Source organism: Streptococcus intermedius SK54 = ATCC 27335 (genome assembly GCF_000413475.1).
Lineage (GTDB): Bacteria > Bacillota > Bacilli > Lactobacillales > Streptococcaceae > Streptococcus > Streptococcus intermedius.
Genome location: NZ_ATFK01000006.1, coordinates 177,121 through 195,284 on the forward strand (window position 1 = coordinate 177,121; position 18,164 = coordinate 195,284).

At 39.9% G+C, this 18,164-nt stretch carries 15 protein-coding genes and 3 pseudogenes; 14 read left to right on the forward strand and 4 right to left on the reverse strand.

Annotated elements, in window-relative coordinates; translation table 11 throughout:
• The first annotated feature begins 78 nt into the window (after nt 1–78).
• The 3 genes from HMPREF1654_RS08755 to HMPREF1654_RS08765 all read left to right on the forward strand — a co-directional run bounded on the left by HMPREF1654_RS08755 (nt 79) and on the right by HMPREF1654_RS08765 (nt 4,437).
• A complete protein-coding gene (locus HMPREF1654_RS08755) occupies nt 79–2,619 on the forward strand; it encodes an SSURE domain-containing protein (protein WP_003077396.1) in 2,541 nt (846 codons plus the stop codon).
• A 98-nt stretch (nt 2,620–2,717) separates the two neighbouring features.
• Nucleotides 2,718–3,404, forward strand: coding sequence for a response regulator transcription factor (locus HMPREF1654_RS08760; RefSeq protein ID WP_003029545.1), 687 nt, complete (start codon nt 2,718–2,720; stop codon nt 3,402–3,404).
• A 1-nt stretch (nt 3,405) separates the two neighbouring features.
• Nucleotides 3,406–4,437 carry a sensor histidine kinase gene (locus HMPREF1654_RS08765; protein ID WP_003075227.1) on the forward strand — a complete coding sequence of 344 codons (1,032 nt, stop codon included), beginning with the start codon at nt 3,406–3,408 and terminating at the stop codon, nt 4,435–4,437.
• 41 nt (nt 4,438–4,478) lie between these two features.
• Here the strand turns inward: HMPREF1654_RS08765 and HMPREF1654_RS08770 are convergent, their stop codons facing one another.
• Nucleotides 4,479–5,237, reverse strand: a complete 759-nt coding sequence (locus tag HMPREF1654_RS08770; RefSeq protein WP_003075225.1) for a MurR/RpiR family transcriptional regulator — start codon at nt 5,235–5,237, stop codon at nt 4,479–4,481.
• Nucleotides 5,238–5,393: 156 nt separating this feature from the next.
• On the opposite strand from HMPREF1654_RS08770, the gene HMPREF1654_RS08775 reads away from it, so the two are divergent.
• Entirely contained in the window at nt 5,394–7,088 is a 1,695-nt protein-coding gene (locus tag HMPREF1654_RS08775) for a PTS transporter subunit EIIC (protein ID WP_003075223.1), read from the forward strand.
• Nucleotides 7,089–7,090: 2 nt separating this feature from the next.
• Complete coding sequence (locus HMPREF1654_RS08780; RefSeq protein ID WP_003077278.1) at nt 7,091–7,858, forward strand: Cof-type HAD-IIB family hydrolase; 768 nt, start codon at nt 7,091–7,093, stop codon at nt 7,856–7,858.
• A 68-nt stretch (nt 7,859–7,926) separates the two neighbouring features.
• Here HMPREF1654_RS08780 and HMPREF1654_RS08785 read toward each other — a convergent pair.
• Nucleotides 7,927–8,406 (reverse strand): annotated as a pseudogene (locus tag HMPREF1654_RS08785) (YcxB family protein).
• Nucleotides 8,407–8,409: 3 nt separating this feature from the next.
• Entirely contained in the window at nt 8,410–8,952 is a 543-nt protein-coding gene (locus HMPREF1654_RS08790) for a histidine phosphatase family protein (RefSeq protein WP_003077284.1), read from the reverse strand.
• Nucleotides 8,953–9,052: 100 nt separating this feature from the next.
• On the opposite strand from HMPREF1654_RS08790, the gene polA reads away from it, so the two are divergent.
• The 3 genes and pseudogenes from polA to HMPREF1654_RS10265 all read left to right on the forward strand — a co-directional run bounded on the left by polA (nt 9,053) and on the right by HMPREF1654_RS10265 (nt 12,794).
• Nucleotides 9,053–11,698 (forward strand): DNA polymerase I, encoded by a 2,646-nt coding sequence (polA, locus tag HMPREF1654_RS08795; RefSeq protein WP_003077375.1) that lies wholly within the window; start codon nt 9,053–9,055, stop codon nt 11,696–11,698.
• Nucleotides 11,699–11,863: 165 nt separating this feature from the next.
• Nucleotides 11,864–12,301, forward strand: a complete 438-nt coding sequence (locus tag HMPREF1654_RS08800; RefSeq protein WP_003077338.1) for a CoA-binding protein — start codon at nt 11,864–11,866, stop codon at nt 12,299–12,301.
• Nucleotides 12,302–12,794: pseudogene (locus tag HMPREF1654_RS10265) on the forward strand (kinase). It abuts the gene before it with no gap.
• A gap of 257 nt (nt 12,795–13,051) precedes the next feature.
• Here HMPREF1654_RS10265 and HMPREF1654_RS08810 read toward each other — a convergent pair.
• Complete coding sequence (locus HMPREF1654_RS08810; protein WP_003075208.1) at nt 13,052–13,897, reverse strand: DUF975 family protein; 846 nt, start codon at nt 13,895–13,897, stop codon at nt 13,052–13,054.
• 185 nt (nt 13,898–14,082) lie between these two features.
• Between HMPREF1654_RS08810 and tgt the strand changes: the two genes are divergently transcribed.
• The 6 genes and pseudogenes from tgt (at nt 14,083) to HMPREF1654_RS08840 (ending at nt 18,164) form a co-directional block, all read left to right on the forward strand.
• Nucleotides 14,083–15,225: a tRNA guanosine(34) transglycosylase Tgt gene (tgt, locus tag HMPREF1654_RS08815; protein WP_003077263.1), complete on the forward strand. Its 1,143-nt coding sequence runs from the start codon at nt 14,083–14,085 to the stop codon at nt 15,223–15,225.
• Between the two features lie 25 nt (nt 15,226–15,250).
• Nucleotides 15,251–15,872 (forward strand): annotated as a pseudogene (locus HMPREF1654_RS08820) (uridine kinase family protein).
• A 328-nt stretch (nt 15,873–16,200) separates the two neighbouring features.
• A complete protein-coding gene (rpsJ, locus tag HMPREF1654_RS08825; protein WP_002894478.1) occupies nt 16,201–16,509 on the forward strand; it encodes a 30S ribosomal protein S10 in 309 nt (102 codons plus the stop codon).
• 84 nt (nt 16,510–16,593) lie between these two features.
• Entirely contained in the window at nt 16,594–17,220 is a 627-nt protein-coding gene (gene rplC, locus HMPREF1654_RS08830) for a 50S ribosomal protein L3 (RefSeq protein WP_003029484.1), read from the forward strand.
• Nucleotides 17,221–17,244: 24 nt separating this feature from the next.
• The gene (gene rplD, locus HMPREF1654_RS08835) at nt 17,245–17,868 is read left to right on the forward strand and encodes a 50S ribosomal protein L4 (protein WP_003077138.1); all 624 of its coding nucleotides are present in this window, start codon (nt 17,245–17,247) and stop codon (nt 17,866–17,868) included.
• Nucleotides 17,868–18,164 (forward strand): 50S ribosomal protein L23, encoded by a 297-nt coding sequence (locus HMPREF1654_RS08840; RefSeq protein WP_003075202.1) that lies wholly within the window; start codon nt 17,868–17,870, stop codon nt 18,162–18,164. Before rplD ends, HMPREF1654_RS08840 begins: the two co-directional genes overlap by 1 nt.

The window sequence follows — 18,164 nt, forward strand, 5'->3', positions numbered from 1 at the left end:
ACTTCTCCTTACAGATAGTTAATAGGAGCTTGCTATACTTTAGTCAACCATTAAAAATAAATCAAAGGAGTAAATAATATGGTTGACAAAAATCATCGTCCAAATAATGAAAGATATACAAAATGGTCTATTCGCCGCCTGAGCGTAGGTGTGGCTTCGGTTGTTGTAGCAAGTGGGTTCTTTATTCTCATTAGTAATCCTGTAAATGCACAAGTTGGTTCGCAAAACAAGGTGGTGACAACAACCCCTTCAAATAGTCCGACAGACTTGCAAAAGCCGATAGTAGATGCTAATACAAAACAAACTGAAAAATTAACAACTGATAAGAAAGAAACACCAGATACAACGAAGCCGTCACAAGAACAAGCTGGCAAGGTAAATCAAACACCAGATAAGCAAGTTCAAGAGCAGAAAGAAGTTACAAAAGAAAACAAAGTAGGCAAAACAATTGCTGAGGTTGCTAAGGAAATTCAAAAAGCAACTGAAAAAGTAGTAAAAGAAGCTACTTCAAAGGAAGAGAAAGATTCTTCATTGGATCAAGTGAAGCAATCAGTTGCAGATAATATTAAAAGTAATATCAATGTTCCTGCCTCTTACCTTGATAATGCTACTTATCCAGGACCTTTTACAGCAGGTGTGAATCAAGTAATTCCGTATGAACTTTTTGGTGGAGATGGGATGTTAACACGTCTTCTCCTCAAATCATCAGATGGAGCGCCATGGTCTGATAATGGCACAGCAAATCATGTAGGCTTGCCTCCTTTTGCTAACATTCCGAAGGGTAAGTATTTTTATCAGGTATCGCTTGGAGGAAATGCTGCAGGCAAGCAAAATAAAGAATTGTTGGATCAATTGAAAGCGAACGGTACACAAAGTTACACCGCTACCGTAACAGTTTATGGTTCAAAAGATGGAAAAGCTGATTTAAGCAATGTCATTGCGACTCGTCAAGTGACGATTAACCTTAATAGTTTGAAATCTAAAGCAGACCCTTCATTAGAGCAAGCGAAGAAATCTATTTCAGAAAATATTAAAGAAAGTACGGATGTTCCGGCTTCCTTCTTACAGAATGCGAACCATCCAGGCCCATTTACAGCTGGTGTGAATGAAGTGATTCCGTATGAACTCTTTGGTGGAGATGGGATGCTAACGCGTCTTCTACTCAAATCCTCAAATGGAGCGCCATGGTCTGATAATGGCACCGCGAATCATGCAGGCTTGCTTCCGTTTGCAGGCATTCCAAAAGGCAAATATTTCTACCAAGTTTCATTAGATGGCAATGCAGCAGGCAAACAAGGTAAGGCGCTTTTAGACCAACTGAAGGCCAACGGAACTCATACTTATACTGCTACTGTTAAGGTTTACGGTGCAACCAAAGATGGCAAGGCCGACTTGAACAACGTGATTGCGACTCGTCAAGTAAAATTGAACTTAAATGGTACAACAACAGCAGACCAAATTAAGAAATCCGTCTCAGAAAACATTAAAGAAAGTACAGATGTCCCAGCGTCCTTCTTACAAAATGCGAACCATCCAGGACCATTTACAGCCGGTGTGAATGAAGTGATTCCGTATGAACTCTTTGGTGGAGATGGGATGCTAACGCGTCTTCTACTCAAATCCTCAAATGGAGCACCATGGTCTGATAATGGCACAGCGAATCATCCAGGTTTGTTGCCACTAGCAGGCTTGGGTAAAGGTCAATATTTCTACCAAGTTTCATTGGATGGCAATGCAGCAGGCAAACAAGGTAAGGCGCTTTTAGACCAACTGAAGGCCAACGGAACTCATACTTACACTGCGACCGTTAAGGTTTACGGTGCAAAAGATGGCAAGGCTGATTTGAACAATGTAATTGCGACTCGTCAAGTAAAATTGAACTTAAATGGCACAACAACAGCAGATCAAATCAAGAAATCTGTTTCAGAAAATATCAAAGATAAGATTGATGTTCCAGCAAGCTACTTGAAAAATGCAGTCTTTCCAGGACCATTTACGGCTGGGGTCAACCAAGTGATTCCATATGAACTCTTTGGTGGAGATGGGATGTTAACACGTCTTTTACTTAAATCTTCAAATGGAGCACCATGGTCTGATAACGGTAAGGCAAATCATCCAGGTTTGTTGCCACTAGCAGGCTTGGGTAAAGGTCAATATTTCTATCAAGTTTCATTGGATGGTAATGCAGCAGGTAAACAAGACAAGGAACTGTTAGAACAGTTAAAAGCCAATGGGACTCATTCGTATAAAGCAACTGTCACAGTTTATGGTGCAAAAGATGGAAAAGCTGATTTAAGCAATGTCATTGCAACCAAATCTGTCACAATTAACCTTAAAGGTGAAAAGAGAAATGATCCTTCAGGTCAAAAACAAGAAGGTCAAAATAATCAAACACCAAGTCAAGGTAAAGCAGCAGATCATAATGGTAATAAGCACTCAGCTAAAGGCGCAACACCTTCTGCGACATCTTCAAAAGGTGGACAAGCTAAAACGAGTAAAAAATCACTTCCTAATACAGGCCAAAAATCTTCTCTTGGTTTGACAGTTCTAGGGCTTCTTGGATTAAGTACAGCAGCTATTCTAGCACTTGTCGGCATGAAACGCAGAGAAAAGAAATAAATCTCGCACTTTGTGAGCGATAACGCTTGAATCAAGTATAGAAATAGTGTTATACTTTTTCATGGTATAACACTATTTTTTACAATAGAGGTAAGAAAATGGCAAAGAGAATTTTATTAGTAGATGATGAAGTAGAGATTACCGAGATTAACAAACGTTATTTAATACAGGCTGGTTATGAAGTGAATGTAGCGCATGATGGACAGGAAGCTTTAGAGATTTTTCAGAAATATTCGATTGATTTGATTATTACAGATATTATGATGCCCAATATGGATGGCTATGATCTGATTGGGGAAGTACAATACCTTTCTCCAGAGCAGCCTTTCCTTTTTATCACGGCTAAAACATCTGAGCCAGATAAGATTTATTCTCTCAGTATGGGGGCAGATGATTTCATCACCAAACCTTTTAGTCCGCGAGAGTTGGTGTTGCGAGTCAATAATATCCTACGTCGTATTCACCGTAGTATGGGAACGGAAGAAACACTGCAACTGGGTGATCTGGTGATGAATCACGAAACGCGCGAAGTAAGTGTTCATGATCGTCCGCTAGATATCACCATCAAATCGTTTGAGTTGCTATGGATTCTTGCTAATAATCCTCAACGTGTTTTTTCTAAAACAGAGCTTTATGAAAAGGTGTGGCAAGAAGACTTTGTGGATGACACAAATACGCTCAATGTTCATATCCATGCTTTGCGGCAGGATTTAGCGAAGTATAGTACTGAAAAAACGCCCACTATTAAGACTGTTTGGGGATTGGGCTATAAGATAGAGGTTTAAAATGAAATTAAAACACTTTATTATTGTGGGGTATCTCATTTCCACAACTATCACAGTTGTTGCAATTGTTTGGTCAGTCAATACCATGCTAATTGCAAGAAGTGATATTTACTTCATTATTGGAATCAGCATTTTAGCAAGTATTACAGGAGCATTAGTTAGTCTCCTTCTCTTGAGCCGCATTTTTCTATCTTTGGATAAATTAAAACAGCTCATCAAAGGTATACCGAATAAGAAATTTGAAACGGTAAATACTATTAAAAATCCAACTGAATTTAAAGAATTAGCAGATGCCTTTAATGAAATGTCAACGGATTTACAAAATACTTTTGCTTCTTTAGAAGAAAGCGAGAGAGAAAAGGGGTTGATGATTGCTCAGCTTTCGCACGATATTAAAACCCCTCTGACATCTATTCAAGGAACGGTTGAAGGAATGTTAGATGGTGTTATTACGGCAGATGAGCAGCAATATTATCTTAAAACCATTAGCCGTCAGACAGATCGGTTGAATAAGTTGGTGGAGGAGTTAAGCTTTATCACTTTGAATACGATGAGTCGGCCAGATGTACCGCTTGAAAAAGAAGAAATTTTTCTGGATAAGCTGTTGATTGACATTATGTCCGAATTTCAGCTGTTGATTGATAAAGAAGATCGAGACATTCAAATTTCTGTTCAGCCAGAATCAGCTAAAATTATGAGTTATTATGATAAGTTATCACGGATTATTCTTAATCTGGTCAGCAATGCTTTTAAGTATTCAGAGGCTGGAACAAAGTTGAGTATTGATGCAGTGGTTGAAAATCATCGGTTGAAAATTAGTGTTACAGATGAGGGACAGGGAATTCAGCCAAATGAACTAGAAAATATATTTAAACGGTTGTATCGCGTGGAGTCTTCACGCAATATGAAAACTGGTGGACACGGCCTAGGGCTTTATATCGCCCGTGAACTAGCTCATCAATTGGGTGGCGATATCTTTGTAAAAAGTGAATATGGACAAGGTAGCAGTTTTTCTCTTGTAGTAGATTTATAAAAAATAGAGCGAGATAGACTATGGGAATGAGTATTCCTGGTCTATCTCATTTTTTGTTGTTCAGATAAGATGACTTCAAAAAGCAGATTTCCGACTAAATTGAACATCAAACGTGAGCGTAGTTTTTCGCGCTTTTTGGGAGCATCATAGACAAAAATCATATGATCACTGATTTTAGAGAGAAGATGGTTTCCTAAAGTAGTAATTGTAAGAACAGTTGCCCCTTGTTCTTTTGCCTGTAAGATACTGTGGTTAACGTCTTTGTTGCTGCCACCGAGCGAGAAGACAATAATCACATCTTTTTGTGTGGCAATATCTTTAATCCTATCAATACTGTATTGCTCGAAGTAGTCATTAGACCAAATGTTGATAAGTTTTAGTTTTCGATTAAAATCAGTCATAGCCATATAGCTAGATCCTACTCCGATACAGAAGATCCGTCTGGCTTCGAGAATTTTGTGGGCAAAGATTTTAAAATCTTGTTCAGATAAGATGGATAGGGTATGTTCAAATTCAACATGGATTTGTTCTTTTAATTGTTCAAAAGAAGTGCGCTCTAACTTGGTTTGATTTTTTTTCAGCTCTTTTGATAAACGCAGATCATAACGTAATTCATTATAAGTTTGATAGCCTAACTTTTTACAAGCACGAATAACGGTAGATGAGGAGATGAACAATTCGTTGGAAATGGTTTTCAGCGTAAGAGATTCAATTTCTTTCTGACGCATGAGGTAGTCAATGACCTCTTGTTCGTTTACAGATAATCGATCATAGTGTTGTTTTAAATTTTTTAGAAACATATAGCCTCTTTCTAATTGTCGTTTAAAATAAAACGTTTTCTAGTAAAATTTTACCGAAATAGTAAAAAATAATCAAGATAGAAACTTCTGTTCAAAAAAGCGTTTTCAAGTTTATTTTTGTTAAAATGAGAACAGAAAACATAAGGAGTATAAAAGATGAAAGAGAAGAATAAATTTATCTCTGCCTTTGAGCAATTTGGACGCTCATTCTTACTCCCTGTTTCGGTCTTGCCCGGTGCAGGGATTATTCAAGGTATTGGTACAGCTTTTACCAATGAAAACACGCTTAAGATGTTCCCATTCTTGAACAATGCTATTTTTCAGTTTGTCATGAAATTTTTCATTGCGCTTGGTGGTACAGCTTTTAGCAACTTGCCTGTTATTTTTGCAGTCGGAGTTTCAGTTGGTCTTGCAAAACGGGAAAAAGGATCAGCAGCTTTATCTGGTTTGTTAGGTTTTCTTGTTTTGCACAACGTTTTGAATTTCTTGTTGAAAATCAGTGGAAGACTGGTCAATACTGCTAACTTATCAAGCGGTGCAGCCAAACTTGCCCTGTCAAATGCCATGCAGACAAAAGTCCTCGGGATTCAAACCATGGACCTCAGTGTGTTTGGAGGGATTATCGTTGGGGTTTCTGTCTACTTCATTCACAAGTGGGCTGTGAAGCAAGAATTGCCAACTATGATTGGCTTCTTCAGTGGACCACGTTTTGTACCAATTGTCACTATGGTGGCTATGTCCTTTGTGGCTATCGCAATTTTCTTTATTTGGCCAACTATTCAAGCAGGCATTAGCGCAGTGTCTATCCTCGTTTTGAAATCAGGTCCGATTGGTACTTTCTTATATGGATTGATTGAGCGGGCTCTCTTGCCGTTTGGTTTACACCATGGCCTCAACTGGCCGGTTCGTACGACAGAGCTTGGTGGTTCATGGACAATTGGTGGTAACCATGTCGTCGGTACGGTCAATGCCTACCTTGCTTCTTTAGCGGATTCTTCGATCAAGTCTATTGACCCATCTATTACGCGTTTCAATGGTGGTAAATTTGTTTACTTCATGTTCGGTCTTTCTGGTGCTGCTTATGCTATGTACAAGACAGCTTCTCCAGAAAAACGTAAAGTAGCAGGTTCGCTTCTCTTTGCAGCAGCTGGAACTTCATTCTTGACTGGTATTACAGAGCCAATCGAATTTACTTTCCTTTTTGTGGCACCAATGCTTTACGCTGTGCACGCTGTTTTGGCAGGTTCTGCTTTGTTTGTTATGCACATGCTGGGTGCTGGTGTAGCAACTCCTACCGGACATGGTTTCATTAACCTTGTAATCTACGGTGTGTTGCAAGGGCCTAAAACGCACTGGTGGCTCGTCTTCTTAGTAGGTATCCCTTATTTCTTCCTTTATTATTATGTTTTTAAATTTATGATTTTGAAATTCAACTTTAAGACTCCAGGTCGAGAAGATACGGATGAAGTCAAGTTGGCAAGTAAGCAAGAAGCGCGTGGTAAATACGGCTTGAAGATTCAAAATGTCGGTCAAGCAGCTCCGCAGGATACAGCACCTACTCCAGAAAAATCTGAAGGGAAAGAACTTAGCAAGCAAGAAAAAACGCACCAACAGGCTCTCGGTTTGATTGCAGCCCACGGTGGTCCAGAAAATATTGTTGATGTCAATGCTTGTATCACTCGTTTGCGGATTGATGTCAAGGACAAATCATTAGTGGATAAGGATACGATTGTCAACCAATATGAAGCACTTGGTTTTGCTGAAAATGGCATGCAAATGCAATCTATCTATGGTGCTTATGCCAATGTTCTCAAAATGGAAATCCAAGACATTCTAGGTTTAGAGGAATAGCCATGGCACATAAGATTCTATGTGTAACAGATTTAGACGGAACTTTTGTGAAAAATTCTGTTGATGTTAATTCAGTAGACTGGCAAGCTTATCAAAAGTTGACACGTTACAGTGACTTCGCTATTGCTACGGGTCGTTCTGTCAAGGAAATCAACTACATTACGCAACGTAATCAGCTTCATTTAAGCTATGCAATCGGCTTTAATGGCGCCATGATTGCTGAAAATGGGAATGTATTATTTTCTCAAACATTGGCGTCAGCAGATGTACAAGCCTTGTTAGACTACCTCAAAAAAGAAAAACTCGTTTTTGATGCACTTGATGGCGAGGAGAGAATTGGCAACTTTGACCATGAGGACAAGCGGCGTTTGTGGAATATGCCCATCCTTTGCTTAGAAAATCCTTATGATCTGGTTCGGCAACGTCAGATTTACAAGTTTAACATTCGTCCAGAAGCGGCGAAAACGTCTGTCTATGTAAAAGAATTAAAAGAACATTTTCCCCACTTAGAAGTCTATCAATCAGGGAGCACTCGCATAGAAGTGACTGCGAAAGATGTTTCAAAAGGTAGTGGTTTACAGCTTTTGAAAAAGCATTATCAACTAGTTGTGGCATTTGGCGACTCTGGAAATGACATTTCGATGTTTGAAAAATCCGATATTTCCTATTGTATGACACATGCCTCAGCCAATGTCCAAGCGGCTGCCACCTATGTCGTTGATAGCTTTGCAGACGCAGTCAAGCATTTGGAACAATTGCTGAGTTTATAAGCTTCAAATTTAGAATAAAAAAACAAAAGCAGACTAGAACTGATCTATTGTCAGTCTAGCCTGCTTTTTTACATGTGTTCAATCTGCAGTTTTAGTAAGAAGTCAAGAGCCTCGGTAGTGCAGTTCTTTTTTTCAATAGGAAAGCCAGTACTCTCCCCAATCAAGATATAAAAATCTTTCTTTGTCGCAATAACCTTGACAATATCATCATAGGTATAGCGGAATTCACCACGGATGTTTCTTGTGATAAAAGCCTCTTTGTCAAATATTAGAGTGACCTCCATGTTCTGCCATAAAGGATTCTTGCGATAAGACCTCTTTATACGAAACTTTAAGGCCAAGAAAGCTATCGGTAATAAAACAAAAATTTTAAATAGCACAATAAAAATGATATCTTGTTTCTCAGTCATCATAATCATGGGATATAGAAGAAGCCCTAGAATAACCACGATATAGATAATAAAACCTTTTCATCGTATGAGAATAGCCCAAGAAAATCTCTCATAAATCTCTTCAGTCAGAAGAGTTGTAATACGGATTGGGAACATCTTTTATAGGAGGTGAGTGATTTTTTCGTCTTTATCTAAAACTAGCACATCTGGCATGCTTAGGCCACACCAGAAGTTATAATCAATGCTGGAGTCAAATGCGCTTAGTAAAATGCAGATAAGGTTACCATGAGAGCTAATGATAATCTCTTCGTTTTGGTGTTTGCTTTCCAGTTCATGAAGAAGAGCTAAGGCTCGCTGTTGAGCTTGTTGATTTGACTCGCCACCGACAAGTGAAAATGTCGGTTGTGACCAAAGTTGCATGAGGCATTGTTCAAAATCTTGGTCGGCAATTGCTTGACTGCTTAGCTTTCGCTCTATTAGCCGTTTGTCGGTTTGAATAGCGAGTTTTAGACTTTGAGCTAAAGGCTCAACCGTTTGGATGGCTCTTCGGTAAGGACTGGAATAAATGGCGGTAATGGGTTTGTCTGCTAAAAATTCAATCTGTGCCAAGGATTCTCGCCCTTTGTCTGATAATGGTCGATTGATTTCATCAGGTGTATAGTTAGAATGCGCATGACGGATAAAATAGTAGGTGTTGTGCATAAGATAATTATAGCAAAATTTAAATCTCAATTCATTTTCTACCTATTTTCTACACTGCCTTTTCTGGCTTTGTCCACCTTTTTCGTGTTATAATAAGCCTATGGAAAAAAAGAACAAGTTATTATTAATAGACGGCTCTTCTGTAGCTTATCGTGCTTTTTTTGCACTGTACAATCAAATTGATCGTTTCAAGAGTCCATCGGGCTTGCATACCAATGCTATTTACGGTTTCCACCTCATGATCAATCATCTCTTGGAGCGCGTGCAGCCGACTCATATCTTGGTGGCATTTGATGCGGGGAAGACCACCTTTCGGACAGAGATGTATGCTGATTACAAAGGTGGTCGAGCTAAGACTCCGGAGGAATTTCGCGAGCAGCTGCCCTTTATTCGAGAAATGCTGCAGCACTTGGGCATTCACTATTATGATTTGGCTCAGTACGAGGCAGATGACATCATCGGGACTTTAGACAAGATGGCTGAAAAGACAGCTGTCCCTTACGATGTGACCATTGTCAGTGGTGATAAGGATCTGATTCAGCTAACGGATGATAATACTGTGGTGGAGATTTCCAAGAAAGGTGTGGCTGAGTTCGAAGAATTCACTCCAGCCTACCTGATGGAAAAGATGGGAATTAGTCCTGTTCAATTTATTGACCTCAAGGCTTTAATGGGTGATAAATCAGATAATATTCCCGGTGTGACTAAAATCGGAGAGAAAACGGGGCTCAAGCTTCTTTTAGAATATGGATCGCTGGAAGGTATTTATGATCATATTGACCAACTGAAACAGTCTAAGATGAAGGAAAATCTCATTAAGGATAAGGAAATAGCTTTCTTGTCTAGAAAGCTTGTCACTATTGACACTCAAGCACCCATTGAAATCGGTTTAGAAGATATTCTCTATCAAGGATCAGATATTAAACAACTAGGTAGATTCTATGATGAAATGGGCTTTAAACAATTTAAGCAAGCGCTAGAATCAGAAGTAGAGCCAGAAGAAATGGCTGATATTGCTTTTGAGGAAGTGATGGAAGTCCGACCAGAGATGCTTAGTGCAGACGATTTTTTCTATTTTGAGATGTTAGGGGATAACTACCATATAGACGAGATGGTTGGGTTTGCTTGGGGAAATGCCCAGAAGATTTATGTTAGTCAAGATGTTCGTCTTTTGCAGCAACCAATTTTCAAAGAATTTTTAGAAAATACAGCCTTGAAGGTTTACGATTTGAAGCGCTCTAAAGTCTTACTCAGTCGCTTAGGAATTGAACTTTCACAACTGGCGTTTGACAGTCGTTTAGCTAAGTATCTTCTTTCAACTGTTGACAACAATGAAATTGCAACGATTGCTAGCCTTTATGGCAAGACCAAACTTGATGAAGATGAGGTGATTTATGGAAAAGGAGCTAAGCGGGCACTGCCTGAAAAGCCTATTTTATTGAATCATTTAGCTAGAAAAGTCGCGGTTCTTGTTGAAACGGAACAACCTATGATAGATTTGCTGCGTCAGCACGATCAGCTTAATCTCCTGTACGAAATGGAGCAACCTTTAGCACTTGTACTTGCTAAAATGGAGATTGCTGGTATTAAGGTAGAGCGAGAAACATTGCAAACGATGCAGGTTGAAAACGAGAGAGTTCTGACTCAGTTAACACAGGAAATCTATGATTTAGCAGGGGAAGAATTCAATATCAATTCGCCTAAACAATTGGGAGGTATTCTTTTTGAAAAATTAGGGCTGCCAACGGCTTTTACTAAAAAAACGAAAACGGGCTATTCTACTGCGGTAGATGTATTAGAACGTTTAGCGCCGATTGCACCGATTGTTGAAAAGATTTTGGAGTATCGACAAATTGCTAAAATTCAGTCAACTTATGTCATGGGGTTACAAGACTGGATTTTGGCAGACGGGAAGATTCATACTCGCTATCTTCAAGATTTGACCCAGACAGGAAGGCTATCTAGCGTGTATCCTAATCTGCAAAATATTCCAATTCGTTTGGAGCAAGGACGCTTAATTCGGAAAGCTTTTGTGCCGGAGTGGAAGGATAGTGTTTTACTTAGTTCTGATTATTCGCAAATCGAGTTACGGGTTTTGGCGCATATTTCAGGCGACAAGCATTTAATTGAAGCATTCAGACATGGAGCTGATATTCATACTTCAACAGCTATGCGGGTTTTTGGTATTGAAAAGCCAGAGGATGTGACACCAAATGATCGCCGTAATGCTAAAGCTGTCAACTTTGGTGTTGTTTATGGGATTTCTGATTTTGGACTTGCCAACAATCTGGGGATTAGCCGTAAAGAAGCTAAATCTTATATTGATACTTATTTTGAACGCTATCCTGGAATTAAGAATTATATGGAAAATGTGGTACGAGAGGCTCGAGATCAAGGTTATGTAGAAACTCTCTTCCACCGTCGTCGGGAGATCCCAGATATTAATTCTCGTAACTTTAATGTTCGAGGATTTGCAGAAAGAACGGCTATCAATTCACCAATTCAAGGGTCAGCTGCAGATATTCTTAAGATTGCTATGATTCGGTTAGATCAAGCTCTGCGTGCTGGGCGATTTAAAAGTAGAATGTTGTTACAAGTCCACGACGAAATTGTACTTGAAGTACCCGCAAATGAATTGACTGCTATCAAAACGCTGGTTAAAGAGATTATGGAATCTGCTATTGAACTCTCTGTTCCGTTGAAAGCGGACGAAAGTGCAGGTGAGACTTGGTATGAAGCCAAGTAAGCGCAAGGTGTAAAGGCTGTAAACAAGGCGAGAACAGGAGAAAATTCGATGAAAGAGCGATGCTCCTAGAAGGGATTATCTATTTTCCCAGGCTTTAGCGCGTGTTTCGTTAAGGCACAAATGCTGTAAAACTATCCAATTTTATTATGAAGTAGGAGGAACCTTATGACATATCATTTTCAAAATCCTAGTGATGCAATTGTGAAGCATTATCTGAAAAATAGTCAGGTGATTGCTGTTGTCGGCTTGTCTGATCGAGTAGAAACGGTCAGCAACCGCGTGTCCATGGAAATGCAGAAGCGGGGTTATCGTATTGTCCCAGTTAATCCGCGTGCAGCGGGCGGTCGAATTTTAGGTGAGACCGTCTATGCTAACCTCAAAGATATTCCGTTTTCAGTGGACATTGTCGATGTTTACCGTCGCAGCGAGTTTTTACCGGATGTGGCGCATGATTTTCTGGAAGCAGATGCCAAGATTTTCTGGGCTCAACTGGGTTTGGAAAATGAAGAAGCGGAGCAGATTCTGCGGGCAGCTGGTCGGGATGATATTATCATGGATCGCTGTATCAAACGGGAACATACACGTCTGATTTTAGGAGAGTAAATGGCAACATTGGTGATTATCAGAGGTAATTCTGGTTCAGGAAAAACGAGTTTGGCAAAGAAATTGCAAGAATACTATGGCCGAAAGACGCTGCTCATTTCACAAGATATCGTTCGTCGTGATACGCTGAAAGAAAAGGTCAAGCCGGGCAATCTATCAATCTCTTTGACAGAAATGATCGCCCGCTATGGCTATGAGCGAGATTTGTTGGTTATCGTTGAAGGTTTTTATGAAACAGATATTTATGGGCAAATGCTAGAAAAATTGCATACTCTCTTTTATCCAAAAGTTCTATCTTACTATTATGATTTAACATGAAGAGACAGTTCGCTGTCACTAAACGAGGAACAAGAAAGCAGACTTTAGTCCAGCTGATATGAAACGTTGGTGGAAAGAATGTGATTTCTTGGGTTGGGAGAAAGCGATATTTACAGATCAGGTTTCGCTGGAAGATGCTTTTCAAAAAATTTCTAAAAATATCAATTTGTTATAAAAAATTAAGGTTGATTTAAGCTAACTTGGTTATACTATGTTTATCAAATGAAGACCTCCTAACTTTATTTGATAGAAATCCTAAACTTTTTCATAATAATCTCCCTAATAAAAGTCACCCATTGGTGGCTTTTTTCATGTAAAGTTTGCAATATAACACTTTAGCTGAATCACTTTACGAAAAATGGATACAACTCAAAAGACCTGAACAGTTCGTTCAAGTCTTTTGTTGGATTGCCAATTGTTTCACGCAAGAAATTAATAAAAAATTGGAGTCTGATCTTGTTCCTTTAGCACAGCTTCATAGAAAAGAGTTTGAGCTGTATAAACGTAGGGATAGACATAAATAGATGCGATCCCCAAAGTAATAGCAGTTAGCAAGTACCAGCCAATAAAAGTTAAATCAAGTACAAATCGCTTGCCTTTATATCCTTTCATCATCTGGCGGCTTGTACGAATAATTTTAAAGGCGCTCTCATAGCTCTGGTTTTCTAATGTGTCACAAAGAATAAATTCTACTTGCGAATAAGCGTAATATTGAGGAAGTGCAATAATAATACCGATTACCATCAAAATAAAACCGATGAGAATATAAAGTAACAATGTCCCAACAGTTGTCTGAAGTGCAGTATTTTGTGAGAGAGCTTGAGAATTGGGGAGGAGTTTTATGACGTTAAAACTAGCTAGAATCATCATGCCGCTTCCAATCCAGACGAAAACATTCCACAGAAATAGTAATACGCGTTTGAGCAAAAGTGTTCTGAAAACAGGACCAATTACTTTACTATCAAAAGTTCGAACTGAATCTGTAAAATGTATCTCTTGTCGTTTTCCGCGAACGACTTCAAGTAAGGTCCAAAAAGCAGCTGTTAAAAAGAAAGATACAATAAAACTAATTATGATTGGGAAAAAGGAACGATTGATTCCATGGATAACTGTATTTTTGATGCCATATTGTAAGATGTTATTAGACAAGTTATCTGAAGAATAATTGTAAATAACGGAAATAATTGCCGTTACAATCGGCACTAAAAAGAGGGAAGAGATTCCTTTTGTTTGCCGTTGGATATGACGAGCCTCTGATCGTAATTTACTTAAGTTCATATTTTCCTCCTATCTAGAGCATAGAACAACATTATACCATATTTTTTTAAGAGAAAGAAAAGTTTTTTATTGCTTTATCTTTCTTCTTTTTTTTGATAAAATCATACAGGATGTTGTGAGCAAGTGAAACTCACACACTATAGAATGAAGATCTGGGACTGTTTTTCCCAGCATCGGAGGTAAAAATGTCAGATTCACCGATTCAGTATCGTTTGATTAAAAAAGAAAAGCACACAGGTGCTCGCTTGGGAGAGATTATCACACCTCATGGGACTTTTCCGACGCCTATGTTTATGCCGGTTGGGACCCAGGCGACAGTCAAGACCCAGTCACCAGAAGAGCTCAAGCAAATGGGCTCTGGTATCATCTTGGCCAATACTTACCATCTCTGGCTGCGGCCGGGCGATGAGCTGATTGCTCGTGCGGGTGGGCTGCACAAGTTCATGAACTGGGATCAAGCTATTTTAACAGATAGCGGTGGTTTTCAGGTTTATTCTTTGGCAGATAGTCGGAATATTACAGAAGAGGGGGTGACTTTCAAAAATCACCTCAATGGTTCCAAGATGTTCCTATCGCCAGAGAAAGCGATCTCTATTCAGAACAATCTAGGCAGTGATATCATGATGTCTTTTGATGAGTGCCCGCAGTTCTACCAACCTTATGACTATGTTAAGAAGTCCATTGAGCGGACTAGCCGTTGGGCAGAACGTGGCCTCAAGGCGCACCGCCGTCCCCAGGACCAAGGTCTCTTTGGGATTGTTCAGGGTGCTGGCTTTGAAGATTTGCGTCGCCAATCTGCTCAAGACTTGGTCAGCATGGATTTTCCAGGCTACTCTATTGGAGGACTGGCTGTTGGTGAGTCCCACGAAGAGATGAATGCTGTGCTAGACTTCACAACGCCTATGCTGCCTGAAAACAAGCCCCGCTATCTTATGGGAGTGGGAGCGCCAGATAGCTTGATTGATGGGGTTATCCGTGGCGTTGATATGTTTGACTGCGTCCTGCCGACTCGGATTGCCCGAAACGGTACCTGTATGACCAGTGAAGGACGTCTGGTTGTTAAAAATGCCCAGTTTGAGGAAGATTTCACTCCGCTTGACCATGATTGTGATTGCTACACTTGCAGCAACTACACGCGAGCTTATATCCGCCACTTGCTCAAAGCGGACGAGACCTTTGGACTCCGCCTGACCAGTTATCACAACCTCTACTTTTTGCTAAATCTTATGAAGAAGGTCCGTCAAGCTATCATGGATGACAACCTGCTGGAATTCCGTGAGGACTTTATTGAGCGCTACGGCTACAATAAATCCAGCCGAAATTTCTAAGAAGCTCCATTTGAAAGGAGAAGTCATGTCTGATGAAGAAAGTTTGCTGGAAAGATTGATAGTTTATCTGTCAGACGACCAAAACCATACCCTGCGTATTTATGGTCATGGTGCTTCGGGGAAATCAACTTTTGCTCGAAAACTACAGCTAGCTTTGGGTGAGGAACGAGTCAATCTGCTGGGAACAGATCCTTATGTAATTGCTGGGGAGTATCGAGATTTGCTGAGTTCCAAAGATTTTCCTCATCAAAAAGTAACGGCCTGTCTTCCAGTTGTTCATGAGCTCGGGAGTCTAAAGCGAGATATTTGCGCCTTGCAGTCTAGTCTGGATATTCTGACCATTGGCACAGCTTGGTCGCCTAGCTTACGTTTATCAGCCCGAAAGCCGATTTTAATAGTAGAAGGCATGTCGGCTGCCTTTTTGTCAGAAAATCTGTTTGATTTATCGATTTGTTTTTACACGGACGACGAGACAGAACTAGAGCGTCGCTTGGCTCGTGACACAGCTGTTCGCGGCCGCGATATGAATGGGGTTGCGGCTATGCACACCATCCCGTCGGCAGCAATATGACCACTACTATAAAGTATATCAGGATAAAGCGGACGTTCTTATCAGCCAGACTGGACAGGGTTTTAGAATAGATTAAATAAGCAATCGACTTGGGAAATAAATTCCAAGTTTTTTGTTATTACCTAGGGCTAATAAAATTTTCTATTTTCAATTTCTTGTTTTTTACTGAGGTAACAAAAGATTGATAAGAAAAGGGAACGGTTTCAAATAAAAAATCTCAAAAAATCTGCAAACCCCTTGCAATCAGTAAAGCTTTATGTTATTCTATTATGGTGCTGTGAAAAACAGTCTATAGCTTTGATGCAAGAGGTTGCGACACGCTCGGTTGCATTGCCACGTAATCGCCTGTCGGTTTTCTTGTGGAGCTAGCCTATTATCTTAAATAGACGAAAAAGGAGAAAAAGATGGCAAACAAAAAAATCCGCATCCGTTTGAAAGCTTACGAACATCGTACACTTGACACAGCGGCTGCAAAAATCGTAGAAACTGCTACTCGTACAGGTGCTGAAGTTGCGGGTCCAATCCCACTTCCAACTGAACGCAGCCTCTACACAATCATTCGTGCGACTCACAAATATAAAGACTCTCGCGAACAATTTGAAATGCGTACGCACAAACGTTTGATCGACATCATTAACCCAACTCAAAAAACAGTTGATGCTTTGATGAAATTGGATCTTCCAAGTGGTGTGAACGTAGAGATCAAACTTTAATCTAAAGTTTGATTTAAACTAGAGCATAAAAAACGCTCGTTAAAAACTTTTTGAAAAAAATTATAGAAAAGGAAACATTTTCTCATGACAAAAGGAATCTTAGGGAAAAAAGTGGGAATGACTCAAATCTTCACTGAAGCTGGCGAATTAATCCCTGTGACTGTTGTTGAAGCAGCTCCAAACGTTGTTCTTCAAGTTAAAACAGTTGAAACAGATGGTTACAACGCAGTTCAAGTTGGTTTTGACGATCTTCGTGACGTATTGAGCAACAAACCTGCTAAAGGACATGTAGCAAAAGCTAACACGGCTCCTAAGCGCTTCATTCGTGAATTCAAAAACATTGAAGGCTTAGAAGTTGGTGCAGAAATTACAGTTGACACTTTCGCAGCCGGCGATGTTGTTGATGTAACAGGAACTTCAAAAGGTAAAGGTTTCCAAGGGGTTATCAAACGCCACGGTCAATCTCGTGGGCCAATGGCTCATGGTTCTCGTTATCACCGTCGTCCGGGTTCAATGGGACCAGTTGCACCTAACCGTGTTTTCAAAAATAAACACTTGGCAGGTCGTATGGGGGGTAACCGTGTGACGATTCAAAACCTTGAGATCGCACAAGTTGTTCCAGAGAAAAACGTTATCCTTATTAAAGGGAACGTACCTGGTGCTAAGAAATCTCTTATCACGATCAAATCAGCAGTTAAAGCTGGTAAATAATAAGGAAAGGGGAAATCAGTCACAATGGCAAACGTAAAATTATTTGACCAAACTGGTAAAGAAGCCGGTGAAGTAGTTCTTAACGATGCAGTATTTGGTATTGAGCCAAATGAATCAGTTGTCTTTGATGTTGTTATTAGTCAACGTGCAAGTCTTCGTCAAGGAACTCATGCTGTCAAAAACCGCTCGGCAGTATCAGGTGGCGGACGCAAACCATGGCGCCAAAAGGGAACTGGCCGTGCACGCCAAGGTTCTATTCGCTCTCCTCAATGGCGTGGTGGTGGTACCGTATTTGGTCCAACTCCTCGTTCATACGCCTACAAACTTCCGCAAAAAGTTCGTAGATTGGCGCTTAAATCGGTTTATTCTGAAAAAATCGCTGAAAATAAATTCGTAGCTGTAGACAGCCTTTCATTTACAGCTCCAAAAACTGCTGAGTTTGCGAAAGTACTTGCTGCGCTTAGCATTGATTCAAAAGTACTTGTGATTCTTGAAGAAGGAAATGAATTTGCTGCATTATCAGCTCGTAACCTTCCAAATGTGAAAGTTGCAACTGCAACAACTGCAAGTGTTCTTGACATCGTAAATAGCGACAAACTTCTTGTTACTAAAGAAGCTATCTCTACAATCGAGGAGGTTCTTGCATAATGAATTTGTATGACGTAATCAAAAAGCCTATCATTACAGAAAGCTCAATGGCTCTTCTTGAAGAAGGTAAATACGTATTTGAGGTGGACACTCGTGCTCATAAGCTTCTTATCAAACAAGCAGTTGAAGCTGCTTTTGATGGAGTAAAGGTTGCAAACGTGAACACAATCAATGTAAAACCAAAAGCAAAACGTGTAGGGCGTTATACTGGTTTTACAAATAAAACGAAAAAAGCTATCATCACTCTTACAGCTGATTCTAAAGCAATCGAGTTGTTTGGTGCTGAAGCAGAATAA